Genomic DNA, 19,167 nt, shown 5'->3' with positions numbered 1-19,167 from the left:
AGTACGGTCACATCGCCTACCACCGCAACGGCCCGGTTTCATCGCTCCAGAAGATCCACCGCCGCACCTCCGCATACGGCGATGTGCAGATGGAATACGGGTCCATCCCCGTCTCCACGCGCTCCAGGTGCACCAGGTAGCCGCCGTAGCTGGCGGCCCACAGCGTGCTGCCGTCGGGCGACATGTCCATGGCACTGATGGTGCTGCCGATGTGGTGGCGCCACAGCGGGCGCCCGTCGTCGCTGATGGCGTGCAGGTAGCCATTGGCATCGCCCAGCACCACCATGCCCGGCAGGGTGGCAGATGCATACACGCGCCACTGGGTGTTGATGGCCGGGGCTTCGTGCGTTTCTTCTTCTCCACTGTCTGCCGCGAGGTCTGGCAACGCTGCACTCACTGGCGCGGCCAGCGTGCAGCCCCCGTAGAAGTGGCAGGAGTTGGCAAGCAGCTGCGTGCCGTCGTGTGAAAAGGTGGTGTGGTGCGGGTAGGACGACAGGGGCTCGTAGCGGCGCACCACCTGGCCTCGGGCGTTCAGCAGGATGTGCACGCTGTCCTGGTCGCCCACGGCGATGTAGCGCTCGTCCGGTGACAGGGCCATGTGCAGCATGTCGAGCGCCAGCATCGTGACCTCGGCGCCGTTCACCGATTCGTCCTGCTGGTTCTTGGGCCAGGTGTAGGGGCCGTCTTCGTCAAAGGTTTGCGGGTGGATGCGCTGCACGGGGCTGCTGGCTTCCTCGGCACCCTCGGCGTGCAACAGATAGACGCCCGTGGGGTTGCGCAGCAGCACACGCTGGCCATCGTTGAAGGGGATCAGCTCGTCGCAGCGCTGGCCCAGGGGGCCGGGCGATACCACCACCTGAGCTGGCAGTGCTTCGTTGCCCTGGGGCAGTGCAAAGCGGGCGATGATGGGTCCGTCAAAACCATCGTGCGTGGTGACGTGCTGGCCGTCGCTTTGCGCAAAGCAGCGCCGGTTGGGCGAGCGGCCGAGGCCGCGCAGTGCGGGCAAGGGGATGTGCCGCAGGCCCTGCAGGGCCACCCAGTGCGCCATGTTGTCGTAGGGGGCGCCGATGCGCGCCAGCACGCGGCCGTCGTCCAGCGCGAACACCGGGCCGATGAAGCGGCCCGCATCGGCGGCGTGCCGCACGAAGGCGTCGGGGGCAAATGCAAAGCGCTGGCGAAAGCGGTCGGCCAGGTCTTCGTCGGCGTGGGTGTTGACCACGCGGGCCAGCTGCAGCACGGTGGCTGCGGCCGCCTTGCGCGGGTCGGAGGGCAGGTCGCTGTCTTCGTTTTCTTCTTGTTCTTCTTCGGTATCGCCGTTGCCTTCCTGCACTTCGGCCGAATCCAGTGCGAGCTGGTGCGCGCGGATGGCGGCCACATAGCTTTGCCCATCGGCCTGCCATTGGTCGGACAGCGTCATCAGCTCGACAGGGAAGACCGCTGCATCGGGCAGGTCGGGCGCCAGCGGGGGCGTGGCCAGCAGGTGCACGGCGGCTTCGATGCGCCGCGCCTCGGCCTGACGGGCCTGCTCCTGTTCGTGCTGATCGCGTACGCGCAATTGGACCGCGCCGTAAAAACGCAGCAGCCGCGTTATGTGGTCGGCGGCGCTGCGGGGCAGGGTGGCGCGGGCATCGCTCTGGCGCTGCGCATAGGTGAACTCCACCACGGCTGGCCCGTCCAGCGCGGCTTCCACGTTGATCTGGTAGGCGCTGTGGGCGTTGTCGTCTTCGTCGCCGGGGGCTTCGTCGCCGTTTTCCCAGCTGAGCTTGAGGGCGCGGCCCCAAGGCTCGCCTTCGTGCATGCAGGGCTGGCGCGCACCCACCCACACGTCGCCTTCCCACCAGCCGTTCTTGTCGCTGTCCCACCAGTCGTTGTAGCGCTCGGTGAACACGGGCAGGGTGGTGAAGTCTTCGATGCGTTCTGCGGTCAGCTCGGTCACCAGGCGCTGGTACAGCGGGTAGCGGGCGCGGTGCTGGCCCACGGCCTTGCGCAGGTAGTCCAAGACGCCGCGCCATGCCAGCTTGCAGGCCTGCCAGGCTTCGGGGGCGGTGTCGGGTGCCAGGGGCAGCCACTCGCCGGGCTCGCCTTCGCTATAGCCGCGGTACACCAGCGTGAGCTGCGCGGTGGTGTGCACCTTGTGGCCCCGCACCGCGGCGGCCAGGCGCGCCAGCAGCCCCTGGCGTTCGCGCACCTGCGCCACCGAGAGGTAGAAGTCCCAGGTCTTCCAGACGGTGATGAACACGTTGTCGTCGCGCTGGTCGCCATCGGCGTCCACATGCCGCTGGCACAGCGAAAAATCAGTCTGCTGAAACCACCCGGTGGCCGTGTGCTCCTTGGGGCCGATCACGGGCGTGTGCACGGCGGCCAGGATGTTGCGCACGCTGATGGCCTCATTGGCGAACAGGTCGGCCTCCAGGGGCATCAGCGCGTGGATCTCGGCGCTGCTGCGCGTGGCGTTGTCGCCCGCGCGCACGGCGGCCACCACGCGGGCGCGGTCCAGCACGTAGCTGACGCCGCTTTCGCCATCGTCGATGCCGTCATGGAACTCAGGCGGGAACACGATGCCTACAATTTCGCTGGAGAACTCCGCCAGGTGCGGCACGCCGCGCACCTCGTCCATGAGGAACTCCACCTGCTCCGGCCCGGTGATGTCTACGGGGTATTCATCCGTGAAAAGTGCCACCCGCGCAGTGAGCCCGCCACGCACGGTGAGCCCGCCGTGGTTGTAGTCGCCCCACAGCAGGTCGGCCACTTGCAGCGCGCCCTGCACATAAAGCAGCTGGCCGCCCACCACGGCGTTGTGCATGCGCGCGTCGCCCAGTACGACCAGATGCGTGGCGCCATCGGTGTCGTCGCAGGTGAGCGCGCCGTCGAGCTGCAGATGGCCTTCGATCAGGATCAGAAAGGGCTGGCCCGTGGGAGCTGGGCTTGCGCCACCGCCCTGCAGAAGCGCCCGCAGCGGGCTGCCGCTGGCCAGGGGCGCATCCAGGTGCAGCTCGGGCACCTGTACATCGCCGGTGATGCAGAGCACGGTTTCCGTGGCCAGCGCATTCGGGTCCTCTGCAAGGCGCTGGGAGATCCAGCTGTCGGCGGGCAGCAAGGCGGCCACATCGGCCAGCGGGCAAAGTCGGGCAGTGGGCATGGTGCGGCAGGGCGGTGGAACAACGGGCGGGGCATCGTACACCGCGCGCCATGTGGTTTTTGCTTTGCGCGGAGAATGATGTGTTGTCTTATTAATTGCCCGCCATGACACAAAACTCTCCCGTTTTCGAAGTCCTTCCCCGCGACCTGTCTGCCTACCGCCAGGGCAATATGGGCATCGACTACGTGCACCGTTTTGAATCGGGTCAGCCGGGCCCCCACGTGCTCATCAATGCGCTCACGCATGGCAACGAGATCTGCGGCATGGTGGCGGCCACGCACCTGCTGGACACGGGCGTGCGCCCGCGGATTGGCACGCTGACCATCAGCTTTGCCAACGTGGCGGCGTATGCATCGTTTGACCCGACCCGTCCGTTTGAAAGCCGCCAGCTGGTGCACAACCTCAACCGCATCTGGTCCGCCGGTGAACTGGACGGCACGGCCGCAAGCCCCGAGCTGGACCGCGCCCGTGCGTTGCGCCCGGTGGTGGCTGCGGCCGATCACATCCTGGACATCCATTCCACCAGCCAGGACGTACAGCCTTTCTGGGTGTACCCCGCTTACCCGCGCAATGCGCAGGTGGCGCTGGCCATTGGCCGCCCGCCCGTGCACCTGGTGATGCCCAGCGGGCTGGGCTCGGGCACGCCGCTCATCCAGCACGGCCGCCATGGGCTGGCTGAGAGCGATGGGGTGGCTTTGGTGGTGGAGTGTGGCCAGCATTTCCGCCAGTCGGCGGCCGACGTGGCCACGGCCGTGGCGCTGGATTTTCTGGCGCACTTCGGGCTGGTCGAAGCTGCGGCCAACCGCCCAGCGCCAGGCCCGCAGCGCCGCTATGAACTGCTGGAGACCTGCATGGTGCGCACGCCGGACTTCCGCTTCACACGGCCTGTGCAGGGCTTTGAGGTGTTTGCCCAGGGCGAACTCATCGCCACCGATGGCCCGCACGAGATCCGCGCGTTGTGCGACGACTGCACGGTGATGATGCCCACGCGCGAGCCCATCGTGGGCCGCGAGGCGGTGTACCTGACCCGGCCGATCTGACCGGCAAGGTCCGGCAAGCTCAGAAGGACGAGCCGGGCTGCGCGAGGAAGGCCAGCTCCTGCGCCGTAGACGTGCGCCCCAGCACGGCGTTGCGGTGCGGGTAGCGCCCGAAGCGCGCAATGATGTCGCGGTGCGCCACCTCGAACTTCAGGTTGTTTTCCAGCCCCGGCTGATCAAACAGCACCATCGCCTGGGCGTGGATGGCGGCGGACTCGCTGTGCATGTAGGGCATGTAGGCAAAGGCGCGTTCGGTGGGGGCCAGTGCCTTGTCGTGCTGCCCGGCCACCAGCTCCTGCGCCAGGGCCAGCGCCTGGGCGTCTTGCGCAAACGCAAGCGGCGAGCCCCGGTGGATGTTGCGCGAGAACTGGTCCAGCACCAGGATCTCTGCCAGGCGGCCTTGGGGTGTGCCGCGCCAGTTCCACAACTCGCACTGCCGCGCTGCCTGCCAGGTGGCACCGAAGCGGACACGGATCATCGCGTCGATGGCGTCCTCTTGTGCGAAGTGCTGGGCGGGGGTGAGTTCTTCGAACCAGAAATGAAGGATGTCTTCGGCTTGCATCGTGAATATCGCATGAAATAAGGCTCTGGCGCTTGATCATAAAGCGCTGGATGCTATTAATTTCATAGTATCGATGCTGGCCGCTCAGTTCTGGATGCGGATTTTTCCCTCGCGCACATATTGGTTGAACTGGTCCTTCGGGATCGCGGCGGAGCCCACGGCATCGTTGTCTGCGGTCCAGCTCAAGGTGGTGCTGTCTTTGGAAGGCTCCAGCTCCACGGGGCCTTTCGGAATGGTCAACGGCGCTCCGTCACCCGGGGTGTAGGTAACGTGGCCTGCAATGGTGGCGTGCTGGGTCATGGTGAATTCCTTTTTGGTGGTGCCGATGTGATGGGCCTCCTATTGCACCGCCCATGCGCCTGCCGTGGTGTAAGACCATGCCGTGCGACGGCGCGGGCAGGTGCCGCCACCTGCAAGGTCGTCGTTGTCCCTGGCTTAGCGCATGAAACTGGCCCGGCCCAGGCCAGTGCCACCGTGGAACTGGCTTTGCCAGGCCACCGGTGGCGTCCCCCTCCCGCGCAGCGAGAGAGGGGGAAGGCGCCGAAGGCGACTCAGGGGGAGCTTCACCTCAAGGAGGCACCACCGCCTGCGTCCGCTCCTGCCGCACCAGATACAACCCGCTGCCGATGATGATCGCGCCGCCCAGCAATGTGGAACCCCCCGGCACGGCCTGCCACAGCACCCAGTCGAGCCCCATACCCCAGGCCAGGGCCGTGTATTCAAACGGCGCCACCACCGACGCCTGCCCGTGCCGGAACGCCTCGGTGATCGCCAGCTGCCCCAGAAACCCCGTGACCGCCAGGCCCGCCACCAGGGGCCAGTGCGCCTGCGCCACACCCACCCAGTTGGGCCAGGCCAGCGTGCCCGCGCCCAGCGCCAGCAAGGCGGTGGTCCAGAAGACCAGACTGGCGCTGGAGTCCGTGCGGCTGAGCACGCGCCCCGTGATGGCCGAAACGGCGTATCCACACGCTGCGCCCAGCACCGCCAGCGCGCCCAGCGTGAAAAATGCGTCCTGGCTGGGCCGCAGGGCCACCACCACGCCCACCATGCCCAGCACGATCGCCACCCAGTGGGCGGCGCGCACCTTCTCGCCCAGCACCACGGTGGACAGCGCCGTGATCAGCAACGGGGCGATGAAAAACAGCGTGTAGGCCTCGGCCAGGCCCAGTTCCTTGAGTGCGTAGGTGAACAGGCCCAGCATGGTCACGTTGAGCACGCCACGCAGCAGGTGCAGCGGCCAGCGCACCTTGAGCAAGCCCCGCACCTCGCCGCGCCACAGCACATACAGCGCCACCAGCGGCAACGCAGCCCAGCCGCGCAGCGCCGCGACCTGCATGGCGGGGTAGCTGGCCGACAGGGTCTTGAGCAGGGCGTCCATCAGCGAAAAACACCCCACCGCCGCGACCATCGCGACGATGCCGCGCAGGTTGCCCGAGGCTGCCGCCTGCGCTGTGGTGGCCGTCGCAGTCGCAGTTGTGGTCGCGGCTGCAGATGCCGCAGGCTGAGCCTCGGTGTCGCTCGTCCGCGTCATGGTTGTACCGCCACAGGAAGGCTGCAGGCTGTGGCGGGTGGCAGGGTGGCAAACGGCGCAGGAGCTGTGCCGCCAAGGCAGCGGCACTGCGCTGGAAGACTGTGCATGGGGTAACCAGAGGTGGCTGCCTGCGGCGCGTGGGCCTGCGCCGCAGCCAGGGGGTCGATGGGCCAAAAAGTGTAGCGCAGCCCGCGCCAGCGGGCTGCCTCGGCTCGGCTCAGTCCGACTTGTGGCTGGCTGCGTTGCGGCTCACCTTGTCGTGCAGCATCGGAATGGCCCACAGCACCACCAGCGCGAGCACCGTGCTCAGCACCGCCGTGGCTTCGCGGCCCAGCCCGGCGGCCACGCCGATGGCGGCCGTGAGCCAGATGCCAGCGGCTGTGGTCAGGCCCTTGACCTGGCTTTCGGCATCGCCCTTGAGGATGGTGCCCGCGCCCAGAAACCCCACGCCCGCGATGATGCCCTGCAGCACGCGGCTGTTGTCTGCCGCTTCAATGCCGGCCTGCTGAGCCACCAGCACGAACAGGGCCGCGCCCATCGCCACCAGCATGTGCGTGCGCACGCCAGCGGCCTTGCCCGCGTGTTCGCGTTCCCATCCCAGCAGCCCGCCCAGCAGCGCTGCCATGGCCAGGCGCACCACGATGCGCGTGGCCTGTGCCGCATCGGGCACGTCCGAGAATTCCGAGGCCACCGTGCTGGCGATCTCCTGCCAGAGGTCAGCCATGGCCATGGTCCTTGCACCCGGTGACCGGCGTTGTGGCGAGGGAGGGCGGTGTGCTCAGAGAGCGGTACGCGTGTGGTGGCATGGCGGGGAGTCCAGCGGAGGAGGGGGCGCAGCAACAGTGCTGCCCTGCGACTGTGCTGCTCCTGCGCGGCAGCGTCTACCGGTGGCGGGCGAGCGCGGGGGTAGGACACTGCCGACGCACGCCAACGACCGCTTGGCGGGGTGTGGGCGCCAGGTTTTGATAGAAATTGGCACCTGGCGCTTGATGGTAAAGCGCTGGTAGCTATCAAAAGTGAAGCGTCTGGCGGTTGCCGCCCATGGCCGCGTTCCTCCCGTGCCTTCCCAGCCCGTCCCTGCGGGTGGCGCCACCTGCTCGGCGCTTGCACCCCGGGGTTGCGCGTGTCACGATTTGCCTTGGTGCCTGCAGCGGCCGCCATCACCGGCGGGCCTGGCGCCGCGAGGAGTTTTTGCCATGACGCCCCAACGCATTCTTCTGATACAGGGCCACCCGGACGCGAGTGCGCCCCACCTGTGCCACGCGCTGGCGCAGGCCTATGCGCAGGGGGCCATCGCGGCGGGCCACGAGGTGCGCGAGATCGAGGTGGCTGCCATCGACTTTGCGCTGCTGCGCAGCCAGCACGAGTGGGAGCTGGGCCTGCTGCCCGCATCGCTCAAGCCTGCCCAGGCGGACATCGGCTGGGCGCAGCACATCGTGCTGTTCTTTCCGCTGTGGCTGGGCGACATGCCAGCCCTGCTCAAGGGTTTTCTGGAGCAGGTGGCGCGACCCGGGTTTGCCTTCAATACGGAAGGCAGCAACCCCTTTGGCCGCAAGGGGCTCACAGGGCGCAGTGCGCGGGTGGTAGTCACCATGGGCATGCCTGCGCTGGTATACCGCTGGTACTTCCGCGCGCACAGCGTGAAGTCGCTGGAGCGCAATATCCTGGGCTTTGTGGGCATTGCGCCGGTGCATGAGACGCTGGTGGGCAGCGTGGAGCAACTGGGCGACGATGGGATTGCCAAGTGGAAGGCGCGCATGCGTGCGCTGGGCGCGAAGGCGGCGTAGAGCCCTGGCCCTAGCCCTGCGCTGCGATGGCGATCAGCCAAATGACCGCGCTGCAGCCAAGGCGCCCATGCGTTGGCTGATCGCAAAAAACTCTGCCACGGTGTCATCAATGATCTGCTGCGCGGTCTTGACAGAGTCAATCAATCCCGCAGTCTGCCCCGCCAGCGCAGGCGCCGCCTCCATGTCGCCATCAAAGTACACGCGCTGGATGCCCGCAAAGCTGTCGGCGGGCATGAGGCCTGCCTCATGGATGACCTGGGTGCGCTGGGACTTGAGCGCGCGGATGCAGGGGCTGGCCTTGGTGTTGAGCATCCAGGTGCCGGTCACGCCCGCGTCAATGATGGCGTTCTTGTAGTTGGCGTGCACCGGGCTTTCGGCGCAGCTCACAAACCTTGTGCCCATCTGCACCGCCTCGGCCCCCAGTGCAAAGGCTGCCGCCATGCCGCGCCCGTCGCAGATGCCCCCGGCGGCCACCAGCGGCACATCCACCCGCGCGCGGATGGCTTGCAGCAGCACCAGGGTGGAGACCTCTTCGGGGTTCTTGAAACCGCCGCCTTCACCACCTTCGACCACCAGGCCGTCGATGCCTGCGTCCACGCATTTGAGCGCAGCGTCCACCGTGGGCACCGCGTGGTACACGGTGATGCCCGCGTCCTTGAGCGGCGCAATGAACTTGGCCGGGCTGCCCGCCGAGGTGGTCACAAACTTCACGCCCGACGCGCACACAAAGCGCAGCATGGCGTCGTCCTTCAAAAAGCGGATGGGCAGATTCACGCCGAAGGGCAGGCCCAGTGCGCTCATCTTGGTGATCTCGGCCTGGCAGTTGGCGGTCTCGCCCGACGATGTCTCGATGATGCCAAGCCCGCCCGCGCGGGACACTGCCGATGCCAGTTGCGTGCGCGCGATCCAGCCCATGGGCGCCTGGATGATGGGGTAGCGCGCGCCCGTGTGGGCGAGGACGCGGTTGGTGGCGGGTGCGGTCATGGGCGGAGTCTCCTGATTTTTGGAGTGCCCATTATTTCGACGGGTGCGCTGTCGTCGTGTCGCCCGGGTTACGGTGCAGTGGGCGTGCCTTGCGTCTCTTCCCACGGCAAGCGTGCAAACAGCCGCTGCCAATCGGAGACGGGGCTGGCGTTGGCAATCTCTGCCGTGTCGTGCCCGGGGCCCCAGCCCGCAGGCCCCGGCCATGGCAGCCCGCTGTCAAACGTCATCACAGCGCCCGACACGGGGTGTGGCACCGTCAGCTGCCACGCATGCAGCCACAGCCTCTGCTGCCCCAGCCGCTCGGCCCACCAGCGGTTGAGGGGGCCTTTGCCGTGTGTCGCGTCGCCGATGATGGGGTGGGCCAGGTGCTTGAGGTGGCGGCGTATCTGGTGGCGCCGCCCGGTGGTGGGGATCGCCTCGACCAGCGAGGCGCGGGTGGTGGCAAAACGCACATCGCTGGCCTCGTCGAGCGTGAGCTGCGCCAGGCGCCGAAAGCGGGTGTGGGCGTCCTGGACGGCCGCATCGGCCGGGGCATCGTCGGGCTTCAAGGCGTGGTCCACCTCGATGGCCTCGGGCGCCCAGCCGCGCACCAGGGCCAGGTAGCGCTTGTGCGTAGCGCCGTGCTCGAACGCCTGTGACAGTGCCCGTGCCGCATGGCTGTGCAGCGCCATCACCAGCACGCCGCAGGTGCCCTTGTCGAGCCGGTGCACGGGGTACACATGCTGGCCCAGCTGGTCGCGCAGGGTCTGCATCACAAACCGCGTCTCGCCCGCGTCCAGCCCCGTGCGGTGCACCAGCCAGCCCGCAGGCTTGTAGACGGCCACCAGGTGCTCGTCGCGCCAGAGGATGTGCAGAGGGGGCATGGAAGAAGGTAGAGAAAAAAGGGGCGGGAGGCCGTAGACAGGAGTCCAACCGCACGACAGCACGGCCGATGCCGGGGCTGGCGCAGGGGCTCATGCGGTGGCATCGTTTCTACTATACGGCGGTGGGTAGGGCGCCCGGGTGGCCTGGCCTGCACACTGCTGACAAATTCTGGCAGCTGGGGCGGTAAGCTTTCCATCCACCAGAGAGAGGGCTCCATGAACCACCGCTTTCAATGCCGGTGTGCCAAGGTCGTCGGCGAGGTGGCCGACACGCGCTCCGCCATCCACGCCGTCTGTTATTGCCGAGACTGCCAGGCCTATGCCCACCACCTGGGCCAGGCCGACGCGGCGCTGGACGCCCTGGCCGGTACCGAGGTGGTGGGCACACATGCCCGCAACGTGTCTTTCAGCAGTGGCATCGATCAGCTGGCCTGCCTGTCGTTGTCCGAAGGCGGCTTGCTGCGCTGGTACGCGCGCTGTTGCAACACCCCCTTGGCCAATACGGGGCGCGACTGGCGCATGCCCTATGTGGGCCTGGTCCATCTGTGCCTGCGCGCGGGCGGCGAGCCGCTTGCGCCCGCGTTTGGGCCGGTGCAGATGCACCTGGAGACCGCCAGCGCCAAGGGCACGCCGCCCCGCACGGGCTGGAGCCAGCTGAGGGCGCTGCTGGGCTTCATGCCCCGCATTGCGGCGGCGCGATTCACCGGCAGCTACCGCCGCACACCATTCTTCACGGCCACTGGCGCGCCTGTGGTGGCGGTGCGTGTGCTGTCCGCCGCCGAACGCGAAAAGGCCGTGGCAGCGGTGTAGCAGCTGGGCCGGGTGCCGTAGTTCTTTGCGCTACCACCCACGCGCCAGGGCGTGCCAGAATGCCGACGGTTTGCCATGGAGCCCCTGGTCTGGAGGCATGTGCATCGGCCCGCGCTGCGCTCCTCGCAAAACCGAAAAACAATACAAGGAGACCCCATGTCCGCTGGAGACTGGAAAGACATGTACGCCGCCGCAGTGGCGGGCGACCTGGCACTGGTGCGCCACCACATCAGCGCGGGCGTCAACCCCAACTACCAGCACCCCGAAATTTTGTGCACACCGCTGGTGGCCAGCCTGATCCATGGCCACAGCGAGATCGCGCACTACCTGCTGGCCCACGGTGCTGATCCGCAGCTCAAGTCTGACTTTGACGACATGACACCGCTGCAGGCGGCCCGGCGCCATCAGCGCAGCGAGTTCATTGCGCTGCTGCAGGCCCGGGGCGCGAAGGAAGAGCGCAAACCGTTCTGGTGGCGCTGGCTGCCGGTGTAGACGCCGAGCACACGCGCATCCGTAGAGCCCGCGCAGTCCAGGCCAGCGGCCGCCTCGCCGCCCGGGCGGCGTCCCACTCGGGGGGAAGGGCCGAATGCGACTCAGAGTGGGCTTCCTTCCTTTGCCCGCATCTTGGCCGCGATGTACTCGCCATGCGTCACATGCAACAGCCCGGCCACCTTGCTGATGGTGTGGTTCTCGTTGGCATCGATGTGGGCGTCGGCATACGCCACCTGCCACATGGCCTCCACGAGCTGGATCTTCTGGTCCTGCGTGAAGTGATCGTTGAGGCTGCTGGTAAATCGCTGGTAGTCGTAGGCGGTCTTCGATGTGGTTACGGCCAGCTCCAGCAGGCGCTCCAGCTCATCATCGCTCAGCGCAAATTTGCTGCGCAGGGCGGTCACCATGGTGGAACGCTCGGCGTCGTCCATGGCGGCATCAAACCGCACCACCTCCACCAGCAGCACGGCGGCTGCCAGTTGCACGGCATGCGCGCGCGCGGCGGGCGACTGGGTGGTGGAGGGCTGCGTGAAGCTGTCAAACAGGTCTTTGAGGGTTCGGAACATCGGCTGCTTTTCGGTGTGCGGGGCAAATGGGGTGGAGGTGTGGCCAGGCCGGTTGGTTCCCGCAGGGCCCGCAGAGCGCGCCCCCATGCGGCCGCCCTGGCCGGCCGCCCCGGCGACAATCGGGGGCCATGACGAAGAAAACCATACTCCCCCTGCAACTGCTGGTTGCCCCCGACAAGAACGATCCCAAGCCGCTGATCCTGTACCACGGGCGCAATTGCCCCGACGGCTTTGGCGCGGCGCTGGCCGCATGGCTGTACTACGGCGACAGTGCTGAATACGTGGGGCTCGACCACGGCGATGTCAAGTCTGTGGACGACCTGCCGCCCCTGCAAGGCCGCGCGGTTTACATCCTCGACTTTTCCTTTGCCGCCGAGGTGATGGCTGCCATCGACGTGCGTGCCGCCAAGCTGGTGATGCTGGACCACCACAAGAGCGCCGCCGAAAAGCTTACCGGCTTTGCCTGCCGCTGCGGTGTGGTGCACTTCGACATGAGCAAGTCGGGCGCGCGCCTGGCGTGGGAGTTCTTTCACCCGCACGAGCCCATGCCCGCGCTGTTCAAGTACGTGGAAGACCGCGACATCTGGAAGTGGGAGTTTGAAGAGAGCGCACGTTTCCTGTCGGCGCTCGACATGGAGTCGCAGGACTTTGCGCGCTGGAGCGAGATTGCCACCTTCAGCCCCGAGCAGCTCGCGCAGTTCATGGTGCGCGGCGCGGCCATGGACGAGAAGTACAAGAAGCTCTGCGCCGACATCGCCGAGGGCGCGCAGCCGCTGGTGTTCAACGGCATCACCGGCCTGATGGTGAATGCGCCCGGCATGTTCCACAGCCTGGTGGGCGACATGCTCTCGGCCAAGACTGGCACCTTTGCGCTGATGTGGAGCGCGGGCGAAAAAGGTGTGAAGGTGGGGCTGCGTGCACAGCGCAACTTTGACTGCATCGCGCTGGCCGAAAGCATGGGCGGCGGCGGGCATGCGCAGGCCTGCGGTTTCAAGATGAAGGTGGAGCGCCTGCCCGAGCTGCTCTCTGGCACCTTCAACGCCTGAAGCAAGGGCAGGTTCTGAATAAAAATCGGCCTTTGCGCGCCATGGATAAGCGCTAATAGCTATTGAATATATAGCAGTCTGCGCAAGCTACACCAGCCGCAAGTCCGCCCCCTTCGTCCCTGGAAACACCCGCGCCACGGCGGCCGCGTTCAACCCGTACAACCGGGCGAACAACCCGCCCAGCACGGCGCGGTAGTCGTTGAGCACGGGGTAGTCGCGGTTCTGGAACAAGGTGGTGGCCGTCAGCGCCTGCTGCTCGCCCACAATGCGCCCGCCGCCCACACCACCGCCCAGCACCCAGAACACGGTGCCGTGGCCGTGGTCGGTGCCCCGGTTGCCGTTCTCGCGGAAGGTGCGGCCAAACTCGCTGACCACCACGACCACGGTGGATTTCCACGCCGGGCCCATCTCGTCGGCAAAGCCAGCCAGGCCCCGGCCCAGCTCTTCAAACCGGTTGGCCAGCGCGCCCGTGGCCGCACCCTGTGCCACATGGGTGTCCCAGCCGCCTACGTCCACAAAGCCCAGTTGGTAGCGCGTCTGCATCAGCTTTGCCATGCGCCGCGCCGTGCCTTCAAAACCCTTGGTGCTCAGCGCATTGCGGCTGGCGGCTTCCATCTCGCCCTGCATGGTGCGCGCCACTTCTTCGCGCGTGGCAAAACCTTCGGCCACGGGTGCGGCCAGTGGCGTGCCCCGGTACATGGATTCGATGAGCTGCGCCTGCCGCGCATCCACGCCGCTGCGGCCCGCCGCCGCGCTCAGCAGCGTGTTGGGCACATCCACTGCGCCGCGCAGCACCAGGGGCAGGGTGCTGGTGAAAGCCATGGGCTGCAGCGCGGCCGTGGCTGGGGTGTTGCCGGTGCGCGGGTTGAGCTCGGCCACCAGCCGGTTCAGAAAACCCGATCGGTAGTCGCGCCGCCCGCCCACGGGCTGGCCCAGCTCCATGCTGTCTTGCGTGTCGAAGTGGCTGCGCGAGAGGTCGTCGGTGCCCGCAAACGGCACAAAGGCCAGCTGGCGCTGCTGGTACAGCGGCAGCATTGATTCGGCCAGCGCGGGGTGCAGGCCCCAGTCGGGCGTGAGCGGCAGCGCGCCACCGTCCTGCCCAGGGCGGGCAATGGCGATGTTGGGCCGTGTCTCGTAGTAGTAGCTGCTGGCTGTGGGCACCAGCAGGCTGGCGCAGTCATAACCACCGCGCAAGAACACGAGCAGAAAACGCACGTCCTGCGCGCCGGGGGCGGCCATCGCGCTGGCGCTGTGCACGCCGAGGGCGCTGGCGCCCAGGGCTTGAAGAAGGTGTCTGCGTCGCATGGTGATTTCCTCAGCCGTGCATGAATTCCGGTGATGCAAGGAACAGCAGGTTCCACTCACGCGGTGATGTTGCCTGCGCCAGCGCATTGCGCGTGGCGGCCGACCAGGTGGGCTGCAGGGCGCGCACATAGGCACTCTGTGCCAGCGGTGGGGGCGTGCGCTGTGACGCCGACTGCTCGGCCATCCTCATCTCCTTCTCGCGCGGGATGGGCATGGGGGCGGTGGCCACCCCGGCCCCGATGGCGCGGGCGATCTCGAAACGCGTGGACATCTGTCCTGAGCCTGCCCATGCCGCCGCGTCCAGCGGGTAGCCGTCGGGCGTGGCGCGGCCATACAGGGGCTCGGCCAGGCGCTGCAGCCAGCCCAGCGCGGGCTCGGCGCCGGGCAGCACGGCGTCGCCATGGGCCAGGCGCAGGCTGGCCAGCACATAGTGCACCGGGTCGCGAAAACGCTGGCCCAGCGATGCACGAAATTCCGGCGCGCTGAAGAGTGCCTCCAGCACGGCGGCGATGTCGCCATCGGTGCGCTCGAACGTGCGGGCCAGAGTTTGCAGCAGCGCGGGCGGTGGCTTGTCGCCCACCAGGAAAAGCGCGATCTTGCGGGTGATGAAACGCGCCGTGGCCGGTGCGCGGGCCAGGCGGTCCAGCGCTTCGTCCACCTCGGCCAGGCCTTCGGCGCGCAGGGGCTGGCCCAGCAGGGTCTTGGGCTCCCAGTCATGCCGCTGGGGGTTGAACTCGAACAGGCCATCGCGCACGTAGTGGCGGCGCAGCGCGGGCTTCATGCGCGGGGGCTCGTCGCTGTCTGGCTGGCGCGCAATGCCCACACCGGTCAGCACGCGTGCCAGCTCCTGCACATCCTGCTGGCTGTAGCCGCCGTCCACGCCCAGCGTGTGCAGCTCCATCAACTCGCGCGCGTAGTTTTCGTTGATGCGGCCCGCTGCGTTGCGGGCGTTGTCCAGGTAGTGCAGCATGGCCGGGTGGCGCACCGTGGCACCCAGCAGGTCGCGAAAGCGGCCCAGGGCATGGGGGCGGATGGCGCGTTCCTCATAGTCGCCCACCAGCACACGCAGGTTGCCTTTGCCCGCAAACACGCTGAAGTGGTTCATCCAGAACCAAGTCATCTTCTCGCGCAGCTGGGTGGGCGAATACAGCGCGCGCAGCACAAAACGCTCGGCCGCCTCCTGCTGTAGCGCGCGCATGTCCTGCTGCCAAGCCTTGAGCGCGGCCTTGCGGCCATCCTCGGTGGGCTGGGCCTTGGCGGCCTGGTGCTGGGCCTCCATGCGCGCGGCCAGCTCGGGCAGGGGCGTGCGGGTGATGGCCATGGCGTCGATCTGCGCCTGGGCCGCGCGCGGCAGCGTGGCGGGCGTGGGGCGCAGCTGCACGGCCAGGTAGGCGGCAACCCCTTGCGGCGGCAGCGCCTGTGCGCCTTGGGCGGTGTTGCCCCAGGTCACGCGGTCCAGCAGGCGGGCAAGAGTTGGCTCGTCGGCGGTGTTCCAGGCAGCGGCGCCCGCCGGGGTGGCGGCGCGGGCCAGGCCCAGCGGGGCGGTGGCAGCCATGCCCAGCAGGCCAGCGAGCACGGTGCGGCGGGGAAGAAGGCCGGGGAGCGGGGCGGAAGGAGCGTTCATGGGGCGCACAGGGGGCAGGCAGTGGAGCGCATGGTGCTCCGCCTCAACGCGGCGTGCAAGCCTGCCGCGCGGGTTTTACCTGCGCGACACAAACGCCCCGGAGCTTGTTTACAAGGGCTGTCGCTCCGTTGCTGAACCGCTCACCTGCTCAGCTGCTGGCCTGCGCGGCTTCCTCGAAGCGGTCCACCGTGCGCAGTGTCTTGAACGCCAGCATCCAGCCGCCCACCACGCCCACCACGCCCAGCGTGCACAGCCCGCCCACCACGGCGGCGGGCACCACGCCCAGCCAGGCGGCGCTGGTGCCCGCGCGGAACTCGCCCAGCTCGTTGGACGAGCCGATGAACAGCATGTTCACCGCGTTCACCCGTCCGCGCATGGTGTCTGGCGTGGAGAACTGCACCAGCGCGCCCCGGATGTACACGCTCACCATGTCGGCCGCGCCCGCCACCGTCAGCGCCGCAAACGACAGCCAGAACCAGTGTGAGAGCGCAAACACCAGGTTGGCCACGCCAAACACCGCTACCGCAATGAACATGGTGCGGCCCACATGGCGGTTGAAGGGCCGCATGCTCAGGTACAGCCCCGCACCCACCTCGCCCACGGCCATGGCGCTGCGCAGCGCGCCCAGGCCCGCCGGGCCCACATGCAGCACCTCTTGCGCGTAGATGGGCAGCAGGGCCACCACGCCGCCCAGCAGCACGGCGAACAGGTCCAGCGAGATGGTGCCCAGGATGATGGGCCGGGTGCGGATGAAGGTGATGCCTGCGCCAAAGCGCTCGAACATCGTTCCCTGCGCGGGGCCGGGCGCAGTGGCATGGGCCACCACCACACGCAGCAGCAGCGCCACGCCCAGCACAAAACACGCGCAGCACACGGCATAGGTCAACTCGCCCCCGCCCAGCGCATACAGCAGCCCGCCCAGCAGCGGCCCTCCGATGCTGGCCACGCGCATCAGCATGCTGTTGGCGGCAATGGCCTGCGCGAGCTGCCCGCGCGGCACGATCTGCGGCAGCAGGCTTTGCATGGCTGGCCCCGAAAAAGCACGTGCGCAGCCATACAGCACCAGCACCGCATAAATGCCCGCCACGCCGCTGGCCCCATGGCCCGCCAGCCACCACAGCAGGGCACTGCACACGCCGCCCACCGACCAGGCCAGCGCCAGGATGCGCCTGCGGTCAAAGCGGTCGATCAGATCGCCTGCTGGCAGCAGCAGGGCCAGCATGGGCAGAAACTGCGCCAGACCCACATAGGCCAGTGCCAGCGGCTCGCGGGTGAGGTCATACACCTGCCAGGCCACCACCACGGCCTGCACCTGGGTGGCGACCACGGCCACCACGCGGGCGATCAGAAAGGAAATGAAGCCGGAGTGGCCGTAGACGCTGGAGGTCTCCGCATCGGGTGCTGCAGGGGGGGAATGGGGGACTGTCATGAAAACGGAACGGGGGCGGCCGGGGCAGCGCACGCTGGGGGCCAGATGGGAAAGACCCCAGGATGCTAGCGGCTGTGCAGCCTGCACGCTGGGGGCTTGGGGGAAGACCCGCAGAAAGGGGTCTTCAGGTTTTGCCCTGGCCCGCCGATAAGGCAGAGAGGAAGAAGCGGGTTTGCGGCCTCGGCGCTGCTACTGCGTGGGGCTGGGCGTGCCGCTTCGACCGGTTTGTACCGTTTGTCTATTCATCTGCTTTGACCAGGAGTCCCCGGGGCGTGCCATGGCGTTGACGATCAACACCAACATGATGTCGCTGAATGCGCAGCGCCGGCTTGGCGGTGCACAGAGTGATATGGCCACGACCGTGCAGCGCCTGTCCTCGGGCCTGCGCATCAACAGTGCCAAGGACGACGCAGCGGGCCTGGCGATCTCCGAGCGGTTCACTTCGCAGATCCGGGGGCTCAATCAAGCGGTGCGTAATGCCAACGACGGAGTTTCGCTCATGCAGACGGCCGAGGGCGCGCTGCAAAGCGTCACCGCCAGCCTGCAGCGCATCCGTGAGCTGGTCGTGCAGGCCGCCAACGACACCAACAGCGCGTCTGACCGCCAGGCCATCCAGGCCGAGGTGACGCGGCTGGCGCAAGAGATCGACCGCACCGGGCGCACCACGCAGTTCAATGGCATGGACGTGTTCGACCGCTCCGACGCCAGCGTGGTGGGCGACGAGAACCTGCTGTCCGTGTTTGACGGCCTGACCAGCGCGGGCAGCTGGCTGGAGAGCAGCGAGAACCTCATCCGCAGCTACTTCGGCCTGCAGGGCGACGGTGCGGCCATCGACATCCGCTACACCGGCTTTACAGACAACGCGGGCGGTGTGGCCGCCTATGTGCAGGTCACCGGGTTTGACGGGCAGGGGCGGGGCAACAACCTGGTGCTGCAGGTGGACATGGCCGACTTCGTGCCGCCCAACCCTCCCAATGGCGGCTCTGCGCCGTTCTACAACGACCGTGTGATTGCCCACGAAATGGTGCACGCGGTGATGGCCCGCTCCACCAACTGGCAGAACATCACCGGCAGCCACTTGTGGTTTGCCGAAGGAGCGGCCGAGTTCATCCACGGCGCCGAAGAGCGCGTGCGCAACGACGTGGCCAACCTGGGCGTGGCCGCTGTGGTGGCGGCCATTGGCGGGCCCAGCAACACCAGCGAGTTCTACTCGTCCAGCTACTCGGCCGTGCGCTACATGCACGACCGCATCAAGACGGCGGGCGGCACCGGCATCAAGGATGTGCTCACCTACATGAGCAACAACCCCGGCTCCACGCTGGACGCGGCCATTGGCGCAGCCTCGGCCGGGGCCTTCACCAACGCGGGGGATGTGCTCACGCAGTTCGGGCTCAACGGCGCGGCCTTCATCGGCAGCTTTGACCTGAACAATGCCGACACAGGCGCCATTGGCGGCGCCGACGTGGACGGCGGCATGGTGCGCGACGCCAAGGCGGCGCTGCCCAACCAGGGCAGCCGTTCGGGCAAGGACGCACTGCAGGGCTTCACCGAGACCTACGAAAACATCGCCTCAACCAGCGGCGCCATCAGCACCAAGGTGTTCCAGGTGGGCGCCAATGCCAACCAGACCCTGGAAACCCGCGTGGGCGCGATTGGCCTGGGGGCCATGGGCCTGCGCAACACGCTGGACGTGACCACCTCGGCCGCACAGGCGATCGTGTCGGTAGACCGCGCGCTGGACTACGTGAACAGCCAGCGCGCCGTCATCGGCGCCCAGTCCTCGCGGCTGGAGTCGGCCATTGCCAACCTGCAGATCGGCAGCGAAAACCTGTCGGCCAGCCGCTCGCGCATTGTCGACACGGATTTCGCGGTAGAGACCGCCAGCCTGGCCCGCCAGCAGATCCTGCAGCAGGCGGGCAACGCCATGGTGGTGCAGGCCAACCAGATGCCCCAGGGCGTGCTGGCTTTGCTGCGCACCTGATGCATCCCTCT

General features: G+C 67.6%; 17 protein-coding genes. 6 read left to right on the top strand and 11 right to left on the bottom strand.

Annotation, left to right across the window (positions count from 1 at the left end; genetic code table 11):
• Positions 1–16 precede the first annotated feature (16 nt).
• A complete protein-coding gene (locus C8C93_RS11970) occupies positions 17–3,139 on the bottom strand; it encodes a WD40 repeat domain-containing protein (RefSeq protein WP_121507044.1) in 3,123 nt (1,040 codons plus the stop codon).
• Positions 3,140–3,243: 104 nt separating this feature from the next.
• Between C8C93_RS11970 and C8C93_RS11965 the strand changes: the two genes are divergently transcribed.
• Entirely contained in the window at positions 3,244–4,179 is a 936-nt protein-coding gene (locus tag C8C93_RS11965; RefSeq protein ID WP_121507043.1) for a succinylglutamate desuccinylase/aspartoacylase family protein, read from the top strand.
• A gap of 19 nt (positions 4,180–4,198) precedes the next feature.
• On the opposite strand, the gene C8C93_RS11960 is transcribed toward C8C93_RS11965, so the two are convergent.
• From C8C93_RS11960 to C8C93_RS11945, 4 genes are all read right to left on the bottom strand, one after another.
• Positions 4,199–4,738, bottom strand: coding sequence for a DUF924 family protein (locus tag C8C93_RS11960; RefSeq protein WP_121507042.1), 540 nt, complete (start codon positions 4,736–4,738; stop codon positions 4,199–4,201).
• Positions 4,739–4,822: 84 nt separating this feature from the next.
• A complete protein-coding gene (locus tag C8C93_RS11955; protein WP_055398867.1) occupies positions 4,823–5,038 on the bottom strand; it encodes a hypothetical protein in 216 nt (71 codons plus the stop codon).
• 268 nt (positions 5,039–5,306) lie between these two features.
• Positions 5,307–6,269 (bottom strand): DMT family transporter, encoded by a 963-nt coding sequence (locus tag C8C93_RS11950; protein ID WP_121507041.1) that lies wholly within the window; start codon positions 6,267–6,269, stop codon positions 5,307–5,309.
• A 217-nt stretch (positions 6,270–6,486) separates the two neighbouring features.
• A complete protein-coding gene (locus C8C93_RS11945; RefSeq protein ID WP_121508766.1) occupies positions 6,487–6,993 on the bottom strand; it encodes an MgtC/SapB family protein in 507 nt (168 codons plus the stop codon).
• Between the two features lie 472 nt (positions 6,994–7,465).
• Between C8C93_RS11945 and C8C93_RS11940 the strand changes: the two genes are divergently transcribed.
• A complete protein-coding gene (locus C8C93_RS11940) occupies positions 7,466–8,056 on the top strand; it encodes an NAD(P)H-dependent oxidoreductase (RefSeq protein WP_121419494.1) in 591 nt (196 codons plus the stop codon).
• A 33-nt stretch (positions 8,057–8,089) separates the two neighbouring features.
• Here C8C93_RS11940 and C8C93_RS11935 read toward each other — a convergent pair whose 3' ends face one another.
• Together C8C93_RS11935 and C8C93_RS11930 are read right to left on the bottom strand one after the other, a co-directional pair.
• Positions 8,090–9,040, bottom strand: coding sequence for a nitronate monooxygenase family protein (locus C8C93_RS11935; protein WP_121507040.1), 951 nt, complete (start codon positions 9,038–9,040; stop codon positions 8,090–8,092).
• A 68-nt stretch (positions 9,041–9,108) separates the two neighbouring features.
• Positions 9,109–9,903 (bottom strand): pseudouridine synthase, encoded by a 795-nt coding sequence (locus C8C93_RS11930; RefSeq protein ID WP_121507039.1) that lies wholly within the window; start codon positions 9,901–9,903, stop codon positions 9,109–9,111.
• Positions 9,904–10,119: 216 nt separating this feature from the next.
• Between C8C93_RS11930 and C8C93_RS11925 the strand changes: the two genes are divergently transcribed.
• Together C8C93_RS11925 and C8C93_RS11920 are read left to right on the top strand one after the other, a co-directional pair.
• Complete coding sequence (locus C8C93_RS11925) at positions 10,120–10,713, top strand: DUF6151 family protein (RefSeq protein ID WP_121507038.1); 594 nt, start codon at positions 10,120–10,122, stop codon at positions 10,711–10,713.
• A gap of 156 nt (positions 10,714–10,869) precedes the next feature.
• Positions 10,870–11,205, top strand: coding sequence for an ankyrin repeat domain-containing protein (locus tag C8C93_RS11920; RefSeq protein ID WP_121507037.1), 336 nt, complete (start codon positions 10,870–10,872; stop codon positions 11,203–11,205).
• Positions 11,206–11,306: 101 nt separating this feature from the next.
• On the opposite strand, the gene C8C93_RS11915 is transcribed toward C8C93_RS11920, so the two are convergent.
• Positions 11,307–11,771, bottom strand: a complete 465-nt coding sequence (locus tag C8C93_RS11915; protein WP_121419499.1) for a TerB family tellurite resistance protein — start codon at positions 11,769–11,771, stop codon at positions 11,307–11,309.
• A gap of 128 nt (positions 11,772–11,899) precedes the next feature.
• On the opposite strand from C8C93_RS11915, the gene C8C93_RS11910 reads away from it, so the two are divergent.
• Complete coding sequence (locus tag C8C93_RS11910; protein WP_121507036.1) at positions 11,900–12,817, top strand: DHH family phosphoesterase; 918 nt, start codon at positions 11,900–11,902, stop codon at positions 12,815–12,817.
• Positions 12,818–12,904: 87 nt separating this feature from the next.
• On the opposite strand, the gene C8C93_RS11905 is transcribed toward C8C93_RS11910, so the two are convergent.
• The 3 genes from C8C93_RS11905 to C8C93_RS11895 all read right to left on the bottom strand — a co-directional run bounded on the left by C8C93_RS11905 (position 12,905) and on the right by C8C93_RS11895 (position 17,175).
• Entirely contained in the window at positions 12,905–14,122 is a 1,218-nt protein-coding gene (locus C8C93_RS11905; RefSeq protein WP_121507035.1) for a DUF1501 domain-containing protein, read from the bottom strand.
• Between the two features lie 10 nt (positions 14,123–14,132).
• Entirely contained in the window at positions 14,133–15,746 is a 1,614-nt protein-coding gene (locus C8C93_RS11900; RefSeq protein ID WP_121507034.1) for a DUF1800 domain-containing protein, read from the bottom strand.
• 148 nt (positions 15,747–15,894) lie between these two features.
• Positions 15,895–17,175, bottom strand: a complete 1,281-nt coding sequence (locus tag C8C93_RS11895) for an MFS transporter (RefSeq protein ID WP_121507033.1) — start codon at positions 17,173–17,175, stop codon at positions 15,895–15,897.
• A 277-nt stretch (positions 17,176–17,452) separates the two neighbouring features.
• On the opposite strand from C8C93_RS11895, the gene C8C93_RS11890 reads away from it, so the two are divergent.
• Complete coding sequence (locus tag C8C93_RS11890; RefSeq protein ID WP_121507032.1) at positions 17,453–19,156, top strand: flagellinolysin; 1,704 nt, start codon at positions 17,453–17,455, stop codon at positions 19,154–19,156.
• The last annotated feature ends 11 nt before the right edge of the window (positions 19,157–19,167 follow it).

This window comes from Acidovorax sp. 93 (assembly GCF_003633835.1).
GTDB classification, from domain to species: domain Bacteria; phylum Pseudomonadota; class Gammaproteobacteria; order Burkholderiales; family Burkholderiaceae_C; genus Acidovorax; species Acidovorax facilis.
This window is presented reverse-complemented; position numbering and strand designations above follow the sequence as displayed.